Origin of the sequence: Methylobacterium sp. CCH5-D2 (assembly GCF_001556475.1) — a bacterium.
In the GTDB taxonomy this organism is placed as follows: Bacteria; Pseudomonadota; Alphaproteobacteria; order Rhizobiales; family Beijerinckiaceae; genus Methylobacterium; species Methylobacterium hispanicum.
Window position 1 is genome coordinate 1 of the sequence record NZ_LSIX01000889.1, and the last position, 2,832, is coordinate 2,832.

Consider the following 2,832-nt stretch of genomic DNA (forward strand, 5'->3'; position numbering starts at 1 on the left):
GCTCGCCGCGGTCGAGCTGGTAGGGGGTGGTGGCGGCCAGGCGCTCGTCGGCCGCGATGGTGACGGTCACGCCGAAGCGCACCTCGAGCTCGCGCAGGTGCGCGCGCTTCTGGTTGAGGATGTAGAGCGCCACCTCGGTGCGGGTGCGCAGCACGAGGTTGTGCGAGGCGGACTTGAGCAGCGCCTCCTCGATCGAGCGCAGGATGTGGAGCGCCACCGAGGCGGTCGCCCGCACGAATCCCGAGCCGCCGCAATGCGCGCAGGGGATCGAGGAGGATTCGAGCACGCCCGTGCGGATGCGCTGGCGGCTCATCTCGAGCAGGCCGAAGGGCGAGATCCGGCCGACCTGGATGCGGGCGCGGTCGTACTTCAGGCACTCGTTGAGCTTCTTCTCGACCGCGCGGTTGTTGCGCTTCTCCTCCATGTCGATGAAGTCGATCACGATGAGGCCGGCGAGATCGCGCAGGCGCAGCTGCCGGGAGACCTCCTCGGCGGCCTCCAGGTTCGTCTTGAGCGCGGTGTCCTCGATGTCGTGCTCGCGGGTGGCGCGGCCCGAGTTCACGTCGATCGAGACCAGCGCCTCGGTCGGGTTGATCACGAGGTAGCCGCCCGACTTCAGCGAGACGTGCGTGGAGAACATCGCGTCGAGCTGCTGCTCGATCCCGTAGCGGGCGAAGATTGGCGTCGTGTCGCGGTAGGGCTTCACCACCTTCGACTGGCCGGGCATCAGCATGCGCATGAAGTCCCGGGCCTCGTGGTAGGCCTCCTCGCCCGCCACCAGCACCTCGTCGAGGTCCTTGTTGTAGAGGTCGCGGATGGCGCGCTTGATCAGCGAGCCCTCCTCGTAGACCAGCGCCGGGGCCATCGAGGTGAGCGTCAGCGCGCGCACCGATTCCCACAGCCGCATCAGGTACTCGAAGTCGCGCTTGATCTCGGGCTGGGTGCGGGAGGCGCCGGCCGTGCGCAGGATCACGCCCATCCCCTCCGGCACGTCGAGGTCGGAGACGACCTCCTTCAGGCGCTTGCGGTCGGCCGCCGAGGTGATCTTGCGCGAGATGCCGCCGCCCCGGCCCGTGTTGGGCATCAGCACCGAGTAGCGGCCGGCCAGCGACAGGTAGGTGGTCAGCGCCGCGCCCTTGGTGCCGCGCTCCTCCTTGACGACCTGCACCAGGATGATCTGGCGGCGCTTGATCACCTCCTGGATCTTGTAGTGCCGGCGCGGGGCGCGCGGACGGTCCGGGATCTCGGCGAGCGCGTCGCCGTTGCCGCCGACCTGGGCGACCCGCGGCTCGGCGTCGGGGTCCTCCTCGTCCTCGTCCTCGTCGCCCTCGTCGTCCTGATCCTCGTCCTCGTCGGACTCCTCGTCGTCCTCGTCGTGATCCTCGTCCTCGTCCTCCTCGTCGGATTCCTCATCCGGCTCGGCGACGGGCGCGTCCGCGACGGTCAGGGCCTCGGCGACGGCAGTGCGGGTCTCGGCATCCGGGCCGGGGGCGGGCTCGCCCGTGACGGCGGCGGGCGCGGCCTCGTCCGCCTCGGCGCGGGTCTCCTCGGCCCCGGCGCGCTCGGCGTCGCCGGCCGTGGCCGTCTCGACCGGCAGCTCGGCGGACGCGGTCTCGTCCGCCTCGGCGGACGGCGCGGCCGCGATGGCGTCGGCCTCGGGCGTCTCGGCGCTCGCGATGGCGGCGTCGGGCAGGTCGGCGGAGGCGTCGCCGCCGATCACCGGCACGGCCTCGTCCGCGGGCGCGATGTCGGAGGCGGCCGCGTCGGCCGAAGGCGCAGCCGTCTCCTCGGCGCTCACCGTGGCGTCGGCCTCGCTGCGGCGGGCCGAGGCGCGGCGGCCGCGCGAGCGGCGGGACGACGAGCGGCGGCGCTCCTCGCGCTCGCGGTGCTCATCGGCGTCGCGGGCCTCCTCCTCGAGGAGGGCCTGCCGGTCGGCGAGCGGGATCTGGTAGTAGTCGGGGTGGATCTCGTTGAAGGCGAGGAAGCCGTGGCGGTTGCCGCCGTACTCCACGAAGGCGGCCTGGAGCGAGGGCTCCACCCGCGTCACCTTGGCGAGATAGATGTTGCCGCGCAGCTGGCGCCGGTTGGCGGCCTCGAAGTCGAATTCCTCGACCCTAGACCCGTGGACCGTGACGACCCGGGTCTCCTCCGGGTGCATCGCGTCGATGAGCATCTTGTTGTTGGCCATGACGAACTTTCGACATGGCGGCCGACGTCGCTCTCCTGAGCCCGAATCCCGGTGGAGCCGCCCCCGGCCGCGAGGCCGTGGGGCGCGCTCGTACCGGCCTCGTCGCCGAGGCCGCGGGGTCTGAACGGAAGGGATTGGCGCCAACCGCCGAGCGGCACGCACGCGCGTGCCCGGGGTTGAACCTGGCCGGGGGGAGGGACGAACCGGCGCGACGCGAGACACGCGCGCCTGCGGCACGAGCAGCGGCAACCGTTGCTGTGCGTCCGCCCATCCTTTCCCCGACCTCGCGAAGACATCTCGACCGGTTCGGGCCGGCCGTGAATCTGAAAAACCGTGCGCCGGAGCCCTGGAGCCCGACGCCTGAGCCGACACCCCCCGGCCCGACTGCCAATCCGACGGCCGCCGCTGAGAACCGACGGCGCGGACGCGACCGAAGCCTGTCTTGCGTTCGGCGCTTCCGCGGGCCGCGAATGGCGGGACCCGGAGGGGGTCGCTATCATTACAGATCGTCGCAGGGATTTGGCAAGGGCCCGGTTCGTACGGGCAACCTCACGCGCGTTCGGCTCCGCGCGTCACCGACGCCGGAGGTATGGCCGAGAGGGAGACGCGGGACGCCGCGGAACCCTTGAGGATGAGCGTACGGA

1 protein-coding gene is annotated in these 2,832 nt (G+C 71.6%); it reads right to left on the reverse strand.

Translation table 11 applies throughout. The features are described 5' to 3' along the window. The coding region (locus AX737_RS23790; protein WP_066925681.1) for a ribonuclease E/G at positions 1-2,188 on the reverse strand (2,188 nt) is incomplete at its 3' end. Positions 2,189-2,832: the final 644 nt, after the last annotated feature.